This is a genomic window from Acinetobacter bereziniae LMG 1003 = CIP 70.12 (assembly GCF_000368925.1).
Classification (GTDB): domain Bacteria; phylum Pseudomonadota; class Gammaproteobacteria; order Pseudomonadales; family Moraxellaceae; genus Acinetobacter; species Acinetobacter bereziniae.
The window spans coordinates 2,323,285-2,340,717 of the sequence record NZ_KB849756.1 but is presented as its reverse complement, the minus strand read 5'-3'; the positions used below and the strand labels follow the sequence as shown (position 1 = coordinate 2,340,717).

General features: G+C 37.8%; 22 protein-coding genes. 12 read left to right on the top strand and 10 right to left on the bottom strand.

The genetic code is table 11. The features are described 5' to 3' along the window. Positions 1-16: 16 nt before the first annotated feature. The 4 genes from F938_RS20775 to F938_RS20760 all read left to right on the top strand — a co-directional run bounded on the left by F938_RS20775 (position 17) and on the right by F938_RS20760 (position 1,761). Positions 17-379 (top strand): MerR family transcriptional regulator, encoded by a 363-nt coding sequence (locus tag F938_RS20775; RefSeq protein ID WP_005034882.1) that lies wholly within the window; start codon positions 17-19, stop codon positions 377-379. A gap of 50 nt (positions 380-429) precedes the next feature. Next, positions 430-726: a putative quinol monooxygenase gene (locus F938_RS20770; RefSeq protein WP_005034880.1), complete on the top strand. Its 297-nt coding sequence runs from the start codon at positions 430-432 to the stop codon at positions 724-726. 103 nt (positions 727-829) lie between these two features. Then, positions 830-1,246: a hypothetical protein gene (locus tag F938_RS20765; protein ID WP_005034877.1), complete on the top strand. Its 417-nt coding sequence runs from the start codon at positions 830-832 to the stop codon at positions 1,244-1,246. 2 nt (positions 1,247-1,248) lie between these two features. Continuing rightward, positions 1,249-1,761, top strand: coding sequence for a hypothetical protein (locus F938_RS20760; protein WP_004824048.1), 513 nt, complete (start codon positions 1,249-1,251; stop codon positions 1,759-1,761). Between the two features lie 10 nt (positions 1,762-1,771). Here F938_RS20760 and F938_RS20755 read toward each other — a convergent pair whose 3' ends face one another. Continuing rightward, positions 1,772-2,359, bottom strand: a complete 588-nt coding sequence (locus tag F938_RS20755; protein WP_227561177.1) for a hypothetical protein — start codon at positions 2,357-2,359, stop codon at positions 1,772-1,774. A gap of 75 nt (positions 2,360-2,434) precedes the next feature. Here F938_RS20755 and F938_RS20750 point away from each other — a divergent pair, with 75 nt between their 5' ends. Both F938_RS20750 and F938_RS20745 read left to right on the top strand, forming a co-directional pair. After that, complete coding sequence (locus F938_RS20750) at positions 2,435-3,355, top strand: matrixin family metalloprotease (protein ID WP_005034874.1); 921 nt, start codon at positions 2,435-2,437, stop codon at positions 3,353-3,355. Between the two features lie 111 nt (positions 3,356-3,466). Continuing rightward, entirely contained in the window at positions 3,467-3,850 is a 384-nt protein-coding gene (locus tag F938_RS20745) for a hypothetical protein (RefSeq protein WP_010590990.1), read from the top strand. Between the two features lie 71 nt (positions 3,851-3,921). On the opposite strand, the gene F938_RS20740 is transcribed toward F938_RS20745, so the two are convergent. The 5 genes from F938_RS20740 to F938_RS20720 all read right to left on the bottom strand — a co-directional run bounded on the left by F938_RS20740 (position 3,922) and on the right by F938_RS20720 (position 8,756). Continuing rightward, on the bottom strand, positions 3,922-5,211 hold the full coding sequence (locus tag F938_RS20740; protein WP_005034870.1) for a lytic murein transglycosylase: 1,290 nt from the start codon (positions 5,209-5,211) through the stop codon (positions 3,922-3,924). Between the two features lie 627 nt (positions 5,212-5,838). Beyond that, positions 5,839-6,960, bottom strand: a complete 1,122-nt coding sequence (locus tag F938_RS20735) for a 5-(carboxyamino)imidazole ribonucleotide synthase (RefSeq protein WP_005034868.1) — start codon at positions 6,958-6,960, stop codon at positions 5,839-5,841. A gap of 15 nt (positions 6,961-6,975) precedes the next feature. Continuing rightward, positions 6,976-7,488: a 5-(carboxyamino)imidazole ribonucleotide mutase gene (gene purE / locus F938_RS20730; protein ID WP_004718991.1), complete on the bottom strand. Its 513-nt coding sequence runs from the start codon at positions 7,486-7,488 to the stop codon at positions 6,976-6,978. Between the two features lie 288 nt (positions 7,489-7,776). Then, positions 7,777-8,121, bottom strand: a complete 345-nt coding sequence (locus tag F938_RS20725) for a DMT family protein (RefSeq protein ID WP_004824031.1) — start codon at positions 8,119-8,121, stop codon at positions 7,777-7,779. Positions 8,122-8,186: 65 nt separating this feature from the next. Then, positions 8,187-8,756, bottom strand: a complete 570-nt coding sequence (locus F938_RS20720) for a hypothetical protein (protein WP_005034866.1) — start codon at positions 8,754-8,756, stop codon at positions 8,187-8,189. A 205-nt stretch (positions 8,757-8,961) separates the two neighbouring features. Here F938_RS20720 and mpl point away from each other — a divergent pair, with 205 nt between their 5' ends. Further along, complete coding sequence (mpl, locus tag F938_RS20715) at positions 8,962-10,329, top strand: UDP-N-acetylmuramate:L-alanyl-gamma-D-glutamyl-meso-diaminopimelate ligase (RefSeq protein ID WP_005034862.1); 1,368 nt, start codon at positions 8,962-8,964, stop codon at positions 10,327-10,329. Between the two features lie 44 nt (positions 10,330-10,373). Here the strand turns inward: mpl and F938_RS24830 are convergent, their stop codons facing one another. The 3 genes from F938_RS24830 to F938_RS20700 form a co-directional block, all read right to left on the bottom strand. Continuing rightward, on the bottom strand, positions 10,374-10,562 hold the full coding sequence (locus F938_RS24830) for a hypothetical protein (protein ID WP_005034860.1): 189 nt from the start codon (positions 10,560-10,562) through the stop codon (positions 10,374-10,376). Positions 10,563-10,816: 254 nt separating this feature from the next. Next, positions 10,817-11,101, bottom strand: coding sequence for a GNAT family N-acetyltransferase (locus F938_RS20705; protein WP_004824026.1), 285 nt, complete (start codon positions 11,099-11,101; stop codon positions 10,817-10,819). A gap of 53 nt (positions 11,102-11,154) precedes the next feature. Then, positions 11,155-11,442 (bottom strand): GNAT family N-acetyltransferase, encoded by a 288-nt coding sequence (locus F938_RS20700; RefSeq protein ID WP_004824024.1) that lies wholly within the window; start codon positions 11,440-11,442, stop codon positions 11,155-11,157. A gap of 174 nt (positions 11,443-11,616) precedes the next feature. Here F938_RS20700 and F938_RS20695 point away from each other — a divergent pair, with 174 nt between their 5' ends. The 3 genes from F938_RS20695 (at position 11,617) to F938_RS20685 (ending at position 14,850) form a co-directional block, all read left to right on the top strand. Beyond that, positions 11,617-12,825: a sugar transporter gene (locus F938_RS20695; RefSeq protein ID WP_005034857.1), complete on the top strand. Its 1,209-nt coding sequence runs from the start codon at positions 11,617-11,619 to the stop codon at positions 12,823-12,825. Positions 12,826-13,055: 230 nt separating this feature from the next. Then, complete coding sequence (locus F938_RS20690) at positions 13,056-13,595, top strand: cysteine hydrolase family protein (RefSeq protein ID WP_005034855.1); 540 nt, start codon at positions 13,056-13,058, stop codon at positions 13,593-13,595. 289 nt (positions 13,596-13,884) lie between these two features. Continuing rightward, positions 13,885-14,850, top strand: a complete 966-nt coding sequence (locus tag F938_RS20685; protein WP_004824018.1) for a TerC family protein — start codon at positions 13,885-13,887, stop codon at positions 14,848-14,850. Between the two features lie 120 nt (positions 14,851-14,970). Here the strand turns inward: F938_RS20685 and F938_RS20680 are convergent, their stop codons facing one another. Continuing rightward, complete coding sequence (locus tag F938_RS20680; protein WP_005034853.1) at positions 14,971-15,555, bottom strand: nucleotidyltransferase family protein; 585 nt, start codon at positions 15,553-15,555, stop codon at positions 14,971-14,973. A 216-nt stretch (positions 15,556-15,771) separates the two neighbouring features. Here F938_RS20680 and F938_RS20675 point away from each other — a divergent pair, with 216 nt between their 5' ends. Both F938_RS20675 and F938_RS20670 read left to right on the top strand, forming a co-directional pair. Further along, entirely contained in the window at positions 15,772-16,152 is a 381-nt protein-coding gene (locus F938_RS20675) for a hypothetical protein (RefSeq protein ID WP_004824014.1), read from the top strand. Between the two features lie 34 nt (positions 16,153-16,186). Then, entirely contained in the window at positions 16,187-17,347 is a 1,161-nt protein-coding gene (locus F938_RS20670; protein WP_004824012.1) for a glutathionylspermidine synthase family protein, read from the top strand. The last annotated feature ends 86 nt before the right edge of the window (positions 17,348-17,433 follow it).

The window sequence follows — 17,433 nt, the reverse complement described above, 5'->3', positions numbered from 1 at the left end:
ATATGGAGTGTGTGCTTTGCTAATCTCTGACATTTCTAAAAAAACAGGTTTATCCATCCATACACTACGTTACTATGAACAAATTGGGTTGCTGAAAAACATCCATCGTAACCTGTCAGGACAACGTGTATATACTTCACTTGATTTAGAATGGCTTGAATGGATCAAACGTTTAAAATCAACAGGAATGCCTTTAGAAAAAATTCAAGATTTTGCCGAATTTCGTTTACAGGGAGAACACACTTTAAAACAAAGACAGCAGCTTCTGATTGAGCATTCTGCTCAATTAAAACTGGAAATTCAAAGACTTCAACAAGAGCAGAGTATTGTTGACTATAAAATTAAAATTTATGCTGAAAAAATGCTTGAGCTAGAGTGAACTCGAGCAGTTAAGCTTTTTACTTCCTACTTTAAATCGGAGTAAAAAACATGTTTCATTCAGGCTTTTACATCACCGCAGAATTAAGAATACTAGATGAAAATAAAATCTTAGAAACCCGTGAAGCTTTACAATCATTATGCACAATGACCCTTCTACAAGAACCAGGATGTAGCATGTTCCAACTGCATCAATGTCAACAAGAGCCAAGACGTTTACTGCTCTGGGAACGCTTTGATTCAGAACAAGCGTATCAGGCTCATTTTAAGCAGGTTTATACTCAAGAATATTTGGCACGGAATTTAACTGAAGTGGTACAGCATTTCGTTAGCGATTGCGTGTTATAACACCTCATGCATAGCTAAGCCCATTGTGATTTTTCAAGATGATGAATTGCTAATCCGCATTAAATCTTTTATCTTAATTATCACAATAATAATGGATCAAACGATGAAAAACTCCCCTGCTGTTTCACCCGCTGTTTATTATAGTTTGATCCTTGCTCAGTTTTTTTTGCCCGTTATTGCGGCAATCATAGACATATACTGCACTGAACCTGAGTTATTACTACTTGATAAAACCCTCTATCAAGACCCACAGACTTGGGAGTTGGCAGTGATGTCTGTTGCAGGCTTAATTATACTCATCATCACTTTTGGCTTATGCTTGAAAAAAGAATGGGCAAGAAAAGCCTATCTTTATAGTTTTTTTCCAACATTTTTACTTTATTTCATGCCGTATATGCACTGGATTTACATGACCAGTTATGCTGCGATTTTTAACGATCTTGCCTTTGTCTGTTCAGGTATTTTATTGATGATTTTAGTGACACCCTCACTGTATCAACCTATTTTTGAACACGATTAATCATGTATAAAGTCCTCAGCATAAGCCTTGCTTTATACGTCTTTCTAGAAATTCTATGTCATGTATTTGCTCTTGTTGCGCGCAAGATTGTCAGTCGCTCAGATACGCAAAAACTCAACCACCCTTTGCATCTTCAATTTATCCAACAAAGTTTTTATCGCACGATGTTACTGGTCAGCATCGTACTGATGAGCCATTTTTATACTGAATTAGCTTTTTTTGAGCAGAATGATTGGATTCGATTGGGGTTGAGTATCTTGATTATTTTAATGATTTTACTGGTATTTTGGTGGATAAATGCTTTTATTGTGCGGCAAGTTGTTCTAAAACAACAATACGCTGTCACAGCAGTGTTTAAACAGAAAATCAGTTATATCATGCGACATCCCTTACAATTTAAATCCCTGTATATCACCACTGAATACTTAAGCATATCCGTTTGGATGAACAGATTCCTAAGTGCACTGGCATTTATCCTGCTGTTTATTGATATTCATATCCTGTTTAGCCCCTAAATAAAATTGATCAGATCGCGCCTTCCATCCTAATTCCTAAACTGAGCTGTAATAGGGTAAACAATCCTTTCATGAATAAAAATAGTCCTGCAAATATACATATCAACATAATTAGTCGTTGTTTTTTGCTGAGGCTGTGTTTTATTTGTAGATTGTATTGCTGATCAAGGACTTTATTTATTGGTAAATGATCAATCACTTTCTGGGAAATTTGTTTTTCTAACTGATTTAATGATGAGCCTTCAACAATCGTTAAGTTGTAATTTCCAACCTCCAACTCACAATAAAACATTAAATTTGAACCTCGTGTAAAACTATTTTTATGTGGTCTCCCTAGACTTGGGGTCAATTTAACCTCCTCTTGTGAATCGAGATTGACGATTTTAGGGTGAATAAAAGCCAGAGGTGCGAGTTTAAATAATGGTCCTTCCTGCCAAATTGAATAGCCACCTTTATGAGTAACGCTAAAATTTTTAGACTTTTGCACCAAAGGCATTTCTAGCACTAACTTTGCTCGAAAGAGCTGTACCAAGCAATATATGACATTCACCCAACAGCAAATGCCAGCAATTAAAAAAATCCAGCCTAAAATCAACATTCCATTCATCAGTCTTTGCGATTGTGTAATTTTCAGATAAATTATCGATAACAAAAATTATTTTTTTAAGCAAGCATGCGTTTCTGGATTATTGTTAGCGTCATTATTTTTACGGCATATTTTGCGATTCAACGCATGATGTATCCGCAACTCAACCATAATTCAGCGATTGATCGCATTACACACCCTTTAGATACTCGATTGCGTTATCGCATTGGTGAAGTTGATCCTCGCTTCCATCTGAGCAAAGCACAGGTAAAAAATTTAGCGCAAGAAGCGGCTGACATATGGCACTTAGGTACAATGCAAAGTTTATTTGTTTATGACGATCAGGCAAAGCTGACGATTAATTTGATTTATGATGAGCGCCAAGCTGAGTCCAGTGCCAGAACTCAAGCCTTACGCACCTTAGAAAATACCCAACAATATTCTCAAAGTGAAAAGCAAAAAATTCAACAACTGCATCTTGAATTAAATCAAGCCAATCGAGAACTAGACTTTCAAAAGCATAGTTATCAACATAAAGTTGAACAATATAATCAACTGATCAATGCACTTAATCAATCAAGGCAAAATTTAGATGCATCTGCAAGATTTGAATTAGATCAACAAAAAAATCAATTGATCATTGAACAGAGTCGATTGAAACAACAATTAGATATTTATAACCAAAAAGTAGATACATTAAATCGTCAAGTCGAGCAGCTTAATTCAGTAAACCATCAATATAATCAATCTGTTGATCAGTTTAATATGCGTTTTCAGCCACGCCAATTTGACAAAGGTGTATTTGACGGTAAAACCATTAATATTTATGAATTTGAGTCCGATGCAGATCTAAGAGTCACCATTGCACATGAACTAGGTCATACTTTAGGTCTTGCACATAATAATGACCCTAAAGCACTCATGTATCCGATGATGAAAGAACAAGATTTGAAAAATTTTAGATTAACTCAAGCTGATTTAGCCATGCTAAACTCAAGACAACGATAAGAAAATTTAATAATGAATCATCAGCATTTAAATCCATAATTTTCTTATGTATTTAAATTATTTTTTTCAAATTCATGTTATTGTGAACTGAAGACGCAATGAATTGAGGAGATGACTGTGAGCTATTATCATATTATTCTGGAAGTAAATGATCATATCAGCACGATTGAGCAAACTCGTGATATTGAAATTTATGATATTACTGAACTTCAGCCATACCTTCATTCTATTTTATTGCCTTACTTCAATGAGCAAATTATTGAACTGGAAGATGAAAATATTGAGTTTACAGATATTTTACATCTTGAAATCAAACAAACGTTACTTCCAATCCAGCATTTGATCGAAGAAGAACAGAAGCAATTGCCTAGTGATACCGATGTGACTATTACTGCACATGAAATCTTTAATGATCGAGATCACACTCAGGATGTTACTGCGGTCATTTTAGATGTATTAGAAGCTGTCAAAATCGATCAATCTGCGATTGAATAAATCCAATCAATAAAAAGGTCTGCAATTGCAGACCTTTTTATTGTATTCGTTGCCCTGAATACAACATATCTTTACTGCATCATACTTTTTGCAGCCTCATTTCTAAATGCTTTTAAAATCTGCTGCCCTGCTCGACCTGTTGGACTTAATCCTAATTTGACCTGTTCTTGTTGAATAGCTTGGCGAGTTTTATCACCAATCAGACCATCAGCATCGCCAATCGCATAGCCTTTCTTCAATAAATAGTTTTGAATTTCACGGCGTTCTGCACGAGATGTTCCAGCATCTTCTGTTGGCCAAGCCGTTTGGAACCCTCCTTTACCCTGTAAACGATCTGATAAATGTGCAATTGCGAGTGCATAACTTTCAGCAGCATTATAGGAATAGATTGCATCAAAGTTTTTAAACACCAAAAATGCTGGACCATTTGCACCCGCAGGCATCATTAAACCAGCTTGAGAGCCTTCAGATAAGTTCCCTTGAATGATTGGTGTGCCATCGACACGTGTAAAACCACGATTGACCCAAGAACTGAGTGATTTTTTATTGCGGCGACTTTCTCCAGACACTGATGCACCCGCAGGAATTTTTACCTCAAAGCCCCAAGGCATTCCTGTTTGCCATCCACGCTTTTTCAAAAAATTAGCGGTTGAAGCTAAAGCATCAGAAGTACTTGAAACCAGATCACGACGTCCATCACCATCAAAGTCCACAGCCAATTCTTCATAGGTAGAAGGCATGAATTGAGTATGACCGAATGCACCAGCCCATGAGCCTTTCAGTTGATCTTCGCGTAAATCTCCACGTTGTAAAATACGCATCGTGGCAAAAAACTCACCTCTAAAATAGCTTTGGCGACGCCCTTCACAGCTTAATGTCCCTAAGGCTTGTAATAATGGATATTTTCCAGAAATATCTCCAAAATTACTTTCTACCCCCCAAACGGCAACCACTGTTTCTGCAGGAACACCATAAGCAGCCGCAACACGGTTAAGAACATCCCGATGCTGGTTCAGCATTTGACGCCCTTTTTCAACACGTTCTTCATCGACTAAACCTGAAATATAGTCCCAAATCGGCGTAGAAAACTCTGGTTGATAGTCTAATTTACTAATGACGGAATAATCAGGCGTTAAATTTTGTGTATAACGATCATAGGTTGAACCGCTTACACCAGAGCTCACAGCTTGTGAACGTAAATTTGCAATACAGCTTTGAAAATTAGAATTAGGTGTATAAGTTGTATCTTGAGTTATTGTCACTGGTGAGCTAGACACCGCCTGACCATTAATAATTAATTCAGCATTGGCATGTGATGCCGCGAATAAAACAGATCCACAAATCAAAGTTAAATGGCGCATAATATCCACAAAAATAGTTTTAAATTTAAATTATCTGAATACCATAACAGCCTGTGAATAAAATGACAGATGTAAAAACGTAAATTTTGAATTCATTTTCCAATTTTAAATTCAAAACTCTCAACATCGTAACTTTGAATTTAAAATAAAGTTATCCACACAAGCCCCCAACATACAGTTTTAAATTCATTTATGAATTCAAATTAATTCTTATTTTTCTGCACATTTTTAAATTCAAATTGTTCTAGTTTTTATCCACAACACACTCCCAAAATTTAACAATGTGAGTTATCCACAAGATTGATTTTAAATTCAAATCTCCATCAGCTTTAAATTTAAAGTTTTAAATTCAAAAATATTTAGCTTTATGTCTTAGATTTTTTGTGGATAAGTCTAGAATGATACAATTGAGTTGGGCAGCATGAATGGTTTTGAATTCAAAAAATTATCGATTTTTTGAGATTTAAAATACTTATTTTTAAAGCTCGTTGTTATTTTTATATGTCATCTTTCGATGTAAATTGAGATCAAAATACCCAAAAAATAAAGGAATGCCATCATACAGAACATCGAAAAAGAAAAAAGCAGCCAACACCTTGACTGCTTTTTTTACACACAATAGTGAGTTTAGATGCTCATATCTTCACTTAATGACAGTTGATTTGGCAGAATTTTTGCTAACTGACGGCATAGCGTCGTTAATTCCTTAGAATCAGTTGGCATCAACGTGATATGTCCAATTTTACGACCTTCACGCTCAGTCTTGTTATAAAGATGCACATGAGCACCTTCTAATGCCAAAACCTCTTCCAATGGTGGATATTGACCAATGATATTGACCATCACCGTTGGACGTACAACTTCTGTTGAACCTAAAGGTAAACCAGCAACCGCTCGGATATGATTTTCAAATTGCGAGCATACAGCACCTTCAATTGACCAGTGCCCCGAGTTATGCACACGTGGTGCCATCTCATTGGCATACAAGCCTTTTTCAGTCACAAACAGCTCCAAAGTCAACACACCCACATAATTCAAATGATTTAAAAGGCGAGTGATATAGTCTTGTGCAACAGGTTGCAAATCTGAACTATTTGGAGCAGGAACGATCGAATGTGAAAGGATACCATTGTGATGATGATTTTCAGCCAATGGCCAAGTTTTTACATCTCCATCAATACCACGTACTGCGATAATTGAAACTTCACGAGAGAAAATAACGAAGCTTTCAGCAATTAACGAACCTGCTGGACCAAGCTCTGTCCAAGCTTGGTCAATTTGATCTTCTGAACGTAATACAAACTGACCTTTACCATCATAACCACCAGTCGCGGTTTTCAGGACAATCGGCAGTCCTAATTCAGCAACTGCAAGCTTGAGGCTATCCAGAGAATCTACCGCTTTATACGGCGCAACTGGAATCTCTAACGCATCAAACAACGCTTTTTCTGAAAGGCGGTGTTGTGCAATGGCTAAAGCTTGGCGTGGTGGATGTAAGTCCTTATGTTTGGTCAATACATCTACATCAATCAATGGCGTATTTTCAAATTCCAAACTAAATACATCAGCACTTGCAATAAAGTCCTGCAAGCCATTTTCAGCTTTTGTTGAAAATACTTGCCCTAATATCGCAGATGGACAATCTGTATTGGCTTCAAGAAAAGTACATTGAATATTTAACGGTAGCGCAGCTTGCGCCATCATACGGCCGAGTTGACCACCACCAAAAATACCGATGGTTTTATTCATAACCTGTGTCCCGTTTTAAGCTTGACCCGGAATGTTTTTACTAGCCACTTTATCAGTTTGTGCCGCACGGAAATCTGCAACATTTTTTGCGATCTCTGGACGGGTTAAACCTAAAATCTGTGCTGCCATAATCGCGGCATTGGTTGCACCAGCAGGACCTATCGCCAATGTACCTACGGCAATACCAGCAGGCATCTGCACAATAGACAATAACGAATCAACACCATTTAAAATCGAAGACTTCACTGGCACACCAAGTACTGGTAGATCTGTTTTTGCTGCACACATCCCTGGTAGATGCGCTGCGCCACCTGCACCAGCAATAATCACTTGAATACCACGTTCACGTGCTGTTTCAGCATACTCAAATAAGCGATCTGGCGTACGATGCGCAGAAACAACTTCAGCTTCAAAAGGAACACCAAGCTGTTTAAGCATATTGGCAGTGTTTTCGAGAGTTGCCCAATCTGATTGAGAACCCATGATAATTCCAACTAGAGGAGCGTCTTGTACAGCGGCCGCATTCATTGCATATATTCCGTAAACGAATGTAAGGAAGTTTAAATACTGGTGATCAGTGTTTAAATGAATATCAAGAAGCTCGCTATTATAGACTGATTTTTCATCTCACGAAAATTTAACAGACGTAGCAATGCAATATTTTTTAATTTAACCACCTTAAACGCTTGGGTCGAAGGGCAATATCAGGCTGGAGTCCCTAAACAACATAAAAATCGAAAAAGCCATCCAACTCATCAGGTCAAAAAATCATGATGGACGCTTAAATCATCATGATTTTAACTCATTCTATTGATCTTACTGACTTCTAAAGACAAAAAATACGCATCCCAACAAGCATAATCCTGCCCACAGATAGTCCAATTTAAAAGGCTGTTTAAATAAAAAAATCATAAAAGGAACAAATACCAAGAGTGTGACCACTTCTTGAGTAATTTTCATTTGTCCCAATGACCAACCATGTTGAGCCAAAAGGCGAGTCGCAGGAATCATAAAGCTGTATTCAAGCAGGGCAATCACCCAACCAAATAAGATGGCTTGCCACAAAGGTGCTTCATGGAGGAACTTTAAATGACCATACCAAGCCAAAGTCATAAAACAATTGGAGATAATCAGCAATAAAAGCGGTAGAGATAAAGCCATTTTTAGCTCAACAATGATGTATGCCTCAATAGATTACACTGCATTTTTTTAAAAGTGAAAAACCTTCAATCTCGATCATGCTGCCGCGCGTACCAATACACATGATGAGCAAAGAATCTAGATTTGGCATGAAGGGGAGAAAACTCAAGCTCACTTTGAGCTGTTTTTAAAAATTTAAGTAATACTAGACGCTTTTCTTCATCAACGATATTTCTATAAGAAGAATCATTTAAAAATATTTTTTGACCCTGATCAAGATAAAAATGAATGGAAACTTTTGAATTGAATAATAAAGGTGATTTGGTTGAATAATCATAGCTGTAAAAACCTAAAATTTCCTGTTTGGCATATTTTTGTGGCGCTTTTTGATTGAATTGAAGATACATATACTGATCATCAAACCAAATGGTGACATCTTTAGAAAATAGTCGGATTATCCTTGTCGTTGTAGCAAAATAAAGCAAAAACGTTAAGCTTACTGGACCTAAATAAAAACCGTCACCCAACAAAGAATAATAGGCAATGCCATAAATCAACATCATTGGCAAAGCAATCAATAAACTACTGATCGAAGAATAAGGATAAACCTGATTTAAGACGAATTTTTTTGCTGTTCTTTTCCGAGATTTTGACATGTTTGGCAATAATAAAATTTATGCGAGCACCTCTATTCAACTGCAAATATGCAGGATTTTATCCGCAAAAGCTATGCTTTAAAATCGTAACAAGAAAAACTATCTTTTCGCTTTAAGCCTTGCTATCGTTGCTCTCAAATCAAATGAATCGGCTACATCACAAGCACAAAGTGATGAGTCTATAAAAGCACTGGAGTTAAAACGAATGCATCTGCATATTTTGGGTATTTGCGGCACCTTTATGGGCTCATTGGCATTATTGGCACGTGATTTAGGTCATAAGGTTACGGGTTCAGATGCAAATGTTTATCCGCCGATGTCAACCCAGCTTGAAAATGCAGGTATCACCTTGATGCAAGGCTATGACCGTAGCCATTTACAGCCCCACCCAGACCTTGTGATTGTTGGTAATGCCATGAAACGTGGTATTGATGCTGTTGAATATATGTTGAATGAAGGTTTGCCCTATATTTCAGGACCACAATTTCTTGCTGACCATGTATTACAAGGTAAACATGTCTTAGGTGTTGCAGGCACACATGGTAAAACCACCACCACAACCATGTTGGCATGGGTGTTGGATCAGGCAGGATTAAATCCAGGCTTTTTAATTGGTGGTGTACCTTTAGGTTTTAGTGAAAGTGCACGTTTAGGCGGAGGAAAATACTTCTGTGTCGAGGCAGATGAATATGATTCTGCGTTCTTCGATAAACGCTCTAAATTCGTACACTATCATCCAAAAACTGCGATTTTAAATAATCTTGAATTTGACCATGCCGATATTTTCGATGATTTGGCTGCGATTCAAAAACAATTCCATCATTTAGTCCGCACCATTCCCAGCGAAGGTCGCATTATTGCACCGATCACTGAAACCAATATTGATGAAGTTTTGCAAATGGGGTGTTGGACACCAGTGGTTCGGACTTCATTAGATGCCAACGACAGTGCTGAAGTCTATGCGGAGCAACTTTCTGCGGATGGTTCACATTTTAAAGTCTTACAACACGGCATAGTCAAAGGCGAAGTTCAATGGAATATGACAGGGCAGCATAGTGTTGCCAATGCCTTAGCAACGATTGCTGCTGCGGAGCACGTAGGTGTCGACATTGCAACGGCTTGTAAAGCCTTATCGAATTTTGGCGGGGTGAAACGCCGTATGGAATTGCTCGATACTGTAAATGGTATTGAGGTATACGATGATTTTGCCCATCATCCAACAGCGATTGATACAACCTTAGAAGGTGCACGCAAACGTTTAGGCGAGCGTAAACTATGGGCAGTCATTGAACCACGTTCAAATACCATGCGTATGGGTAGCCATAAAGATGGGTTGGCGTATTCTGCACGTTTGGCAGATGAAGTCATTTGGTATCAACCTGAAGGCTTGGATTGGGATTTACAGCCCGTGATTGATGCAGCCACAAATAATGCTGTTGTGGCTCGTACCTTAGATGAGATTATCAATACCATTCGCACTGAGGCAGGCGAGGGCGATGCCGTAGTGATCATGTCGAACGGCGGTTTTGGTGGATTACACCAAAAACTAATTACTGCATTAAAAGCAAAATAAGTTTTCTAGAAACGAAAAAAACCACAAAATGTGGTTTTTTTCGTTTAATCTGGGGTCGCTGTTTTCTGCAAAGCTTTAAAGTCTTTAAGTTTGACCCATCCTTCAACCAAGTCATCTTCTATATGTTGATTTGGATCATTAAATACCACATAGACCCACGCTTGTTTTGCCCGATCTTTATACACTGAATATGCTGTAACATTATCATTTTGAATAACAAAAGTATCATTCATTTTACAAAAGTTTTTAGGCGCTGAATAAAAATATATACGATGTTTCGATTGAGCCACTAATTCCCAACGTGGGTTGATCTCTTGCTCTTTTTGATAAGCGCGTAAGTTTAATTCAAAACAACTTTCTGCATAACTCAGTATAGGGGGCTGATCAATAATGATAAAGCGATCAGAATTTTTTTTAACATGTTGAAGTATCTAACTCAATTTTAACAGTCCAATCCAGGTAGGACATTAAATGTATGTATATCTATCTATGCTTTGACATCTGCAAAGCTTTTTTCACGTTTAAACATCACGTCCACATATGAACATGTTGGCACAATTTTTAGTTGTTTTTCACGCGCAAATTCAACCAAAGTATCTAATAATTGGCGGGCGATACCCTGACCGCGTAGGGAATCATCAACCCAAGTGTGGTTGGCAATAATCTGCTGTTCACCACTCCAAACATAGCTGATTTCAGCAATACGCTGTCCTTGAGGATTATCTAAGAAAAACTCACCCTTATGTTGATTATCGATATGTTGGAATTGCATCTATTATTTCTCATTAATGATTTATGACACAATTCCACTTTAACAAAGCAAACTTAAGATTTCAAAACATCATGTATCGATTGATCTTTATCAAATACAGATTTTGAAAAAGGGCATAGAGGGATAATTTTCACATTTTTTGAACGTGCCATATCCACCACTTGATCCAATAACTTACGTCCCACACTTTGACCACGCAACTCATCTTCTACAAGTGTGTGATCAATAATCAACATATTTTCACCTGCCCATGTATATGCCATTTCAGCCAAATGGTGACCGTCTTCACCAATATAAAACTCACCTTTTTTTCCATCATCTTTGTGTCTAATTTCTAACATTTTATTTACTCTTTATATACATACAAACTTAAAAGCACATTCAAAATGCCATAAGTTTATTGGGTTTATTGTTAAGTTTTGTCCGACAATCCTAATTTTTATGTATCAAAACTTAAGCTTAACTTTATGCAAAAATCAGCCTAAAATTTAGTGCTAATCTTTGAAAATATGATCATGTCCAGTTCCTCTTCCCAAACGCCCACACCCCAATCTGCCCCCAGTGAAACGCAGCAATGGGTCAGTGTAATCAGCCTTGCCTTTGCTGCTTTCATTTTTAATACCACAGAATTTGTACCCGTAGCTTTACTCAGCGATATTGGTAAAAGTTTTAGTATGCAAGCCACGGATGTCGGCATCATGATTACTCTATATGCATGGGTAGTTGCACCGATTTCTTTGCCTATTATGCTCCTCACCAAAAATATCGAAAGACGCTTTTTGCTGATTGGCTTATTTATGGTTTTCGTTGCCAGTCATGCCTTGTCTTATTTTGCATGGAGTTTTGATGTACTGCTTGCCAGCCGAATTGGTATCGCATTTTCGCATGCGCTGTTTTGGTCGATCACTGCCTCGCTAGCCGTTCGTGTCGCCCCCAAAGGTAAGGAGTTTCAAGCTTTAGGTCTATTGGCCACAGGCACAGCGCTGGCGATGGTCTTAGGTATTCCTTTTGGCAGAATGGTGGGAGAATCTTATGGTTGGCGTAATACTTTTGGCTTGATCGCCATTGGCGCAGCTGTTGTCTGTTTAATTTTAGCCAAAACATTACCACGCTTACCGAGTGTCAACTCTGGTTCTTTAAGCAGCTTAAAAGTATTTCTAAAACGCCCTAGTTTGATGATGGTCTTTGCACTCACTGTGATTGTGATTACAGCACAGTTTACGGCTTATAGTTATATCGAACCTTTTGCCTTAAATGTTGCACATTTTAGCTCAACACAAACCACAACCTTATTACTCATCTATGGCGCAGCAGGCTTTTTTGGCTCCTATTTATTTGGAAAATTTGCTAAAAAATATCCAAAATTGCCAATCCCACTCAGCAGTCTGATACTGGCGATTTCTATGCTGTTATTGACCACATTAAGCATCGATTTTGTCAGTTTCAGTGTGTTAAGTTTGTTCTGGGGAATGGCAATTATTTGCTTTAGTTTAGCTCAACAAGCCAAAGCATTAAATTTAGCTTCTGATGCAACAGATGTGGCGATGGCCATTTATTCTGGGCTTTACAATGTCGGTATCGGTGGCGGGGCACTACTCGGAGGTCTAGTTACTGCCAGTTATGGGCTCAATCATATTGGTGTGGTTGGCGGTATCATTGCTGTATTGGGTACGCTGCTCGCTTTAGTGCTGGTACAACGTAAAGATTTTATTCAAAAAGCTTAAATTTACAAATTTTAAAGTGACATCTCGACTCAATAACTTTAATTTAATCAAAGTTATCTAGTCATTATATGATGATCAATGCAAACTTTCTTTTTCATTAGATTATTCACCACCACACTGCATCGGCAGTGTGGTTTTTTGCATTTAAAATAAATTGTAAAACCAACCCTGCCAAATGTGCGGGGTTATTTTTTGGCTCCGTGATTAGGCACATTGTTACGGAGAAACTCATGTCAGACCCTCAAAACAAACAAGCCTTGATTGTAGTGGATATGCAAAATGGTTTGTTTCGCGCTCCACAGCCTCCATTTGAAGCTCATCAATTATTGCAAAATATCAATCAACTCATTGAATATGCTCATCTAAAGGACATTCCCGTGTTTGCAATCCGTCATGTGGGTGGTGCTGATACTGCTATGGCACCTCATAGTCTAATAACTCAATTAATTACAGAATTAAATATTGATCATGATGTTGATCATGTATTGGAAAAAACTCGCCCAAATTGTTTTTTTCAAACTGATTTAGAACAACGATTGAAGTCATTGAATATACAAGAGCTGATTGTTTGCGGTTTAAAAACTGAATTTTGTATAGATAGCACTTGTCGTGCAGGAAAAGATTTAGGATTTAAGGTGCAATTGATTTCCGATGCACACAGTACTGTAGATTCAGCCGTACTCAATGCGCAGCTGATTATTCAACACCATCATCAAACACTCAGTCAGGCTTTTGCGCAGTTAAAAACCTGCGCTGAATTTTGTACATAATTTAAGCTACATAAAAATACATTCAATATTTGCACATTTTAAATAAATGTGCGATTCTCTGCGCATATAAAGAAATTTTTATTTCTTACACAGTTTATTGAACAAGGGGAGTAGCCTCCTCCAATCAGAATATCGTCATTACGCTTTGAAAAGCCGGTATCTGAGCATTTTAGTCATGTTATAAACGCTAAAATGTAGGCAAGACCTTGATCATGTTGATACAGATGTTTAATCATCTGGCAACAGGTCAAGGTTTTTTTATGCCTGATTGCCAGATTCGGAGAATTTTATGGAATCTATAGGCAATCCATGGCTGTATTTAGCGTTCTTCGCTATCGTCATCGTGATGTTACTGATTGACTTTTTAGGCTTTAAGCAAAAAGAAGGTCAAGACGTTAAAATTAAAACTGCTGCCTACTGGAGTATTGCGTGGGTCAGTGTCGCTGCTTTATTTGGTGGCGGTTTATGGCTGTATTTACAGCAAACTGCGGGTGTTGCCATAGCCAATACGAAAACCATGGAATACTTTGCAGGCTATCTCTTAGAAAAATCCTTAGCAATTGACAACGTTTTTGTTTGGTTAATGATTTTTGCTGCATTTGCGATTCCACAAGGCTTACAGCGTAAAATTTTACTCTATGGTGTATTAGGCGCAATTATTTTACGTACTCTATTTATCTTTATTGGTGCTTGGTTCGTTCAAGAGTTCTCTTGGGTTCTCTATATCTTTGGTGCTTTCCTCGTTTATACAGGATTCAAATTCCTGAAAGGTCAAGATGAGGAAGAAACCAATATCGAAGATATGGCGATTCTAAAATGGCTACGTAAACACATGCGCATTACACCTAAACTGGAAGGCGCTAAATTCTTTGTCCGTCAAAATGGTGTACTTTGGGCAACGCCGTTATTTCTAGTATTAATTTTAGTTGAAGCATCTGATGTGATCTTTGCTGTCGATTCAATTCCAGCTATTTTTGCGGTCACCAGTGATCCTTTTATTGTACTCACGGCGAACTTAATGGCAATTTTAGGCTTGCGTGCGATGTTCTTTTTATTGTCTGGTGCTGCGTCAAAGATGCACTATTTACCTTACGGTTTAGGAATTATCTTACTGTTCATTGGTTTTAAAATGTTAATGTTGGATGTATTCCATATGCCAATTTGGATTTCTTTAGGGTTCATTGTTATTGTATTGACCATTACCGCTTGGCTGTCGATCCGCCATAACAAAAAGCATCAGGAAACCCGTTTATAAAACTAAACCAAGCCTTCCACTCGGAGGGCTTTTTTATCAGGACATCCTAAGCAAGGAATGCGTTTTAAATACCACTTGATCATGGGATGCTTTGGAATATTGAATTCATTCTTTACTGAGCTATTCCTGATCTCTAAATGGTTGATCGACAATCACCAATTTGTCCCATCTCTGCAAAAAACGCTTAGACTCGATTCGTTGTACAAAGGTGGCATAACTGACTAAACGAGCATTCCATCTTAACTTTAACTCAAATAAATCATTGAGTCCAAAAGGCGCAATCCATTCTAATTGACCAGACTGTTGTAGACGAACAGCTATTGCAGTTGAGGTTTCAACCCAAACAGATAAAGCATCAAATAATGAAGAATATTGACTAATCGCATTCCCATCATCGGTTTTGTACCATAGATGAACATAGGCTTGATTGACCACATCCCAATCATTGCTTGGGAATTTTTGTTTTAATTCTTGGCTTAAACGCCGTTCTTCACCCCCTAATTGATCTTTTAAATCATAAAAAATCACATCAATCTCGGTGTCATCAAGACAATAAACCTGATCGTGTAAATTAGACCATACCATATTGCGAATGACCCCTGCACTCAAATAGGCATCTGCATGTAGTTCTCGCAAATACTGTAACCTCATCATCAGTTGAGGGGAGCTATAAATCATCTGTTCAAGCTGTTTTGTATAGTTCATGGCTCTTTTTATTCAACGCTATTTCGCAATCATTCAATGTCTAAATGGTTTGAATATCGATTTATTTTCAGACGATTATCCAGATAAAAAACAATTTTATAAATCACAGACTGTACATTCAACATACATCCTCATATCATACAGCGCATAAAACAATTTCTTTTTATCATGTTATAAAGCAAATAGATAAAAATACTCGATGATCTAAGGCTAATCATGCGTTCAAAAAAAATCAGTCTGGTTGTAGTCCCTCTTTTAATTACAGCATGCAGTAGCAATAACAAACCCCTTGTTCAAGATGTTTATAATAGCCAATATGACTGTTCATATGACTGGAACACTGATCTCTGTGAAGAGGAAACAGCAACAAGTTCTTCTGGTAGTCATTCTTCTGGTGGATACTATGCTGGCTCTCGCTTTATTGGCCCACAATATTATGAAGGCAATCGCAAAGTAAATTATTTAGGACGTAAAGTTGAACCTTCGACAAATCTAAGTGTTGGACAACCGCAGGTTTCTCAAGTCACCAAAAGTAATAGCAAATCTTCGCCTGTGCGTGGAGGCTTTGGGCGCAGTGGGTTCTCTTTTGGTGGTTAGACATCTTATACGCAATCTTATGATTTAGAATATTATGAAAAGAAAATGCTTCCAAGCTCGTCCCAACTGGCAACAAGAACACGAAAAAATTGGTTTTGATTATTACAACTTACCTTCTCTGGATGGTTCCATTTACTGGTCTGAAGGGGTTGCTTATGAATTTACCCTAAAGCAAATTGAGCAACTTGAAGATGCCTCGAATGAATTACACCAGATGTGCATGCAAGTGGCAGGAGAAATCATTCAAAAAGGTGATTATCCTGATTATTTTCAAATTCCACAGGCTGCAATCCCACTCATTGAACATTCATGGCACAACCATGCACCCATGCTCTATGGTCGATTTGACTTTGCCTATGATGGTCGTCAAATCAAAATGCTGGAATACAATGCAGACACACCCACGGGGTTACTCGAAGCCTCAGTTGCTCAGTGGCATTGGATTGAACAAGTGGAAAATATTCCGCATCGTGATCAATTCAACAGTATTCACGAAGATCTGATTAATCGCTGGAAAACGATTTTTCCACGAGGTTCGCATATTCATTTCGCTGCTTGCCAAGAAGCCGGACGTGAAGATTGGGGAAATCTCGAATATTTAATGGATACGGCGTTCCAAGCAGGACATCGTGTGTCCGAACTTTCGATGGAAAATATCGGATGGGATGGACAAAACTTTGTGGATTTGAATGATCAATCGATTGATCAGCTATTTAAACTTTACCCTTGGGAATGGGTCTGGGAAGAAAACTTTTCTCAATATTTAAAACCCTCCACCCAATGGGTCGAGCCATGTTGGAAAATGTTGCTGTCAAATAAAGCAATTTTGGTAGAACTTTGGAAAAAGTTTCCAAACCATCCTTATTTACTTGAATCCCATGCCTTCGATACCAATGTTTCATTACAAGGCAAATGGGTGAAAAAGCCTATTCTCGCCCGAGAAGGCGCAAATATCCGTGTAGTAGAAGATAATATTGATCAGGGCGCTGCTTCAGGAAGCTTCTACTTTGATGATTATGATAAATACGGTTATATTGCGCAAAAATGGGTCAATACCCCATTGTATGACGGTAAACTTCCAACACTGGGTTTATGGATGGTTGGACATACTTGTGCAGGTATGTCGATTCGAGAAGATGAATTTGACATTATTGGGAATGATGCACATTTTGCAGCCCATTATTTTCTAGAGTAATTTTAAACAGACCAATATTCAGTACAACACTGTCATTATTTTGGCGATTAAACATTTAAAAATCTCTAAATATCATATCCACTATT

Excerpts from the sequence above, each read along its gene's own strand:
- F938_RS20705 (WP_004824026.1), bottom strand. The coding sequence starts at position 11,101 with ATGCAATTCCAACATATCGATAATCAACATAAGGGTGAGTTTTTCTTA.
- F938_RS24830 (WP_005034860.1), bottom strand. The coding sequence starts at position 10,562 with ATGAATGATACTTTTGTTATTCAAAATGATAATGTTACAGCATATTCA.
- F938_RS20720 (WP_005034866.1), bottom strand. The coding sequence starts at position 8,756 with ATGTCAAAATCTCGGAAAAGAACAGCAAAAAAATTCGTCTTAAATCAG.
- mpl (WP_005034862.1), top strand. The coding sequence starts at position 8,962 with ATGCATCTGCATATTTTGGGTATTTGCGGCACCTTTATGGGCTCATTG.
- F938_RS20745 (WP_010590990.1), top strand. The coding sequence starts at position 3,467 with ATGACTGTGAGCTATTATCATATTATTCTGGAAGTAAATGATCATATC.
- F938_RS20725 (WP_004824031.1), bottom strand. The coding sequence starts at position 8,121 with ATGGCTTTATCTCTACCGCTTTTATTGCTGATTATCTCCAATTGTTTT.
- F938_RS20700 (WP_004824024.1), bottom strand. The coding sequence starts at position 11,442 with ATGTTAGAAATTAGACACAAAGATGATGGAAAAAAAGGTGAGTTTTAT.
- F938_RS20690 (WP_005034855.1), top strand. The coding sequence starts at position 13,056 with ATGTCAGACCCTCAAAACAAACAAGCCTTGATTGTAGTGGATATGCAA.
- F938_RS20735 (WP_005034868.1), bottom strand. The coding sequence starts at position 6,960 with ATGAATAAAACCATCGGTATTTTTGGTGGTGGTCAACTCGGCCGTATG.
- F938_RS20755 (WP_227561177.1), bottom strand. The coding sequence starts at position 2,359 with ATGTTGATTTTAGGCTGGATTTTTTTAATTGCTGGCATTTGCTGTTGG.
- purE (WP_004718991.1), bottom strand. The coding sequence starts at position 7,488 with ATGAATGCGGCCGCTGTACAAGACGCTCCTCTAGTTGGAATTATCATG.
- F938_RS20680 (WP_005034853.1), bottom strand. The coding sequence starts at position 15,555 with ATGAACTATACAAAACAGCTTGAACAGATGATTTATAGCTCCCCTCAA.
- F938_RS20685 (WP_004824018.1), top strand. The coding sequence starts at position 13,885 with ATGGAATCTATAGGCAATCCATGGCTGTATTTAGCGTTCTTCGCTATC.
- F938_RS20770 (WP_005034880.1), top strand. The coding sequence starts at position 430 with ATGTTTCATTCAGGCTTTTACATCACCGCAGAATTAAGAATACTAGAT.
- F938_RS20750 (WP_005034874.1), top strand. The coding sequence starts at position 2,435 with ATGCGTTTCTGGATTATTGTTAGCGTCATTATTTTTACGGCATATTTT.
- F938_RS20675 (WP_004824014.1), top strand. The coding sequence starts at position 15,772 with ATGCGTTCAAAAAAAATCAGTCTGGTTGTAGTCCCTCTTTTAATTACA.
- F938_RS20740 (WP_005034870.1), bottom strand. The coding sequence starts at position 5,211 with ATGCGCCATTTAACTTTGATTTGTGGATCTGTTTTATTCGCGGCATCA.
- F938_RS20765 (WP_005034877.1), top strand. The coding sequence starts at position 830 with ATGAAAAACTCCCCTGCTGTTTCACCCGCTGTTTATTATAGTTTGATC.
- F938_RS20670 (WP_004824012.1), top strand. The coding sequence starts at position 16,187 with ATGAAAAGAAAATGCTTCCAAGCTCGTCCCAACTGGCAACAAGAACAC.
- F938_RS20760 (WP_004824048.1), top strand. The coding sequence starts at position 1,249 with ATGTATAAAGTCCTCAGCATAAGCCTTGCTTTATACGTCTTTCTAGAA.
- F938_RS20695 (WP_005034857.1), top strand. The coding sequence starts at position 11,617 with ATGTCCAGTTCCTCTTCCCAAACGCCCACACCCCAATCTGCCCCCAGT.